Origin of the sequence: Nocardia sp. NPDC058497 (genome assembly GCF_042720195.1) — a bacterium.
Classification (GTDB): Bacteria; Actinomycetota; Actinomycetes; order Mycobacteriales; family Mycobacteriaceae; genus Nocardia.
On the sequence record NZ_JBHXMY010001003.1, the window covers coordinates 1 to 1,245 of the forward strand.

1 protein-coding gene is annotated in these 1,245 nt (G+C 66.9%); it reads left to right on the forward strand.

Annotated features, from left to right (window positions below; translation table 11 throughout):
• Positions 1–28: 28 nt before the first annotated feature.
• A partial coding sequence (locus ACFWPJ_RS33255) for a hypothetical protein (protein ID WP_378857557.1) occupies positions 29–1,245 on the forward strand: 1,217 nt, incomplete at its 3' end.

A 1,245-nucleotide genomic window follows, 5' to 3' on the forward strand; every position in this document is an offset into this window, starting at 1 on the left:
CGACTACACCGCAGGCCAGGTGTAACCCATGATCAACCCCACCTCACACCTCGCAGGCGTCGACTTCCTCTCCACCTGGAAGCGCCAGATCGGCGACCTGATCACCGGCAACGGGGAGGCCGAAGCTCCTGATGCCGCCGAGGTCCAGAACAAGTTCAACGACCAGCGCGCGACGGTCCGCCAGAATGCCAAAGATCTCGGTTTCGACGGGGAATACCGCCCCAAGGCGGTGAACGGCACCGATGAGTTCGACAAGCCGGATCTCGCCACTTTGCGGGCGAAGGTAGACCAGATCAATCTCGAAGCCGTGACCAACTTGGTCGACGCGTGGAAGGAGATAGCGACCCGCAACACCACCTCGCTGGACGAGTTCCACAAGCAGATCACACGCGGCATGTCTCCCGACGTCTGGTCCGGTGCGGCGGCGGCCGCGGCCGCGCAAACCGTTGCGGCATATGGCAACACCGGTAAGCGGGTCACGACAGCGGCGGCCCTCACCAGCAATAAACTCGACGAACTCCGCACCGGATTGGAGCCGACCAAGAATCTCGTGCCGTACCCGCCGGAGCATCGCAGCGGAGGCGACAATCTGCACAGCTTCCTGGCAGGCCGTGGCTGGCGCAATGACGATGTGGCGCAACGGAATGCGAAGGCCGAAGCTGTTCGCGTGCTCGAATCCGTCTACGCCCCGGTGATCCACGAATCCGACACCGACGTCCCGGTCATTCCCATCCCGAAAGCCATCGACGACAACAGTGGCGACCCCGGAAATCCTGGCAGCACAAGGCAACCCGATTCAGGCAACCCGTCGTCCGGCACGCCCGACACGACGCAGCCGTCGGCGGCGGACCCCGGCACCACCCCGGAATCAACTGACGAAACGCCTGACACAACGACTGACGACGACACGCCTGACACCACGACGTCAGAAGACGACTCGTCCCCCGAATCCACGAACCCGCAGTCGACCGACCCCACAGCGACAACACCTTCCGGTGTCAACCCCGCCGCGGCCGGCGCCGGGAGCCCCTCCGGAACCCCCGGCGGCGGGGGCAGCCCCGGCGGTGGTTCCCCTGGCACGGGCGCTCCGTCCCCCGGCGCCGCGGTCCCCGGGTCGCCCACGACCGCGGGCAACCCGTCGGGCGTTGCGCGGGTGGCTGGTTCGACCGCGGGCGCGGCAGGTCGCGCCGGTATGCCGGGCATGATGTCGCCCGGTGCGCGAGGCGGAGGCAAGGACGATGAGTC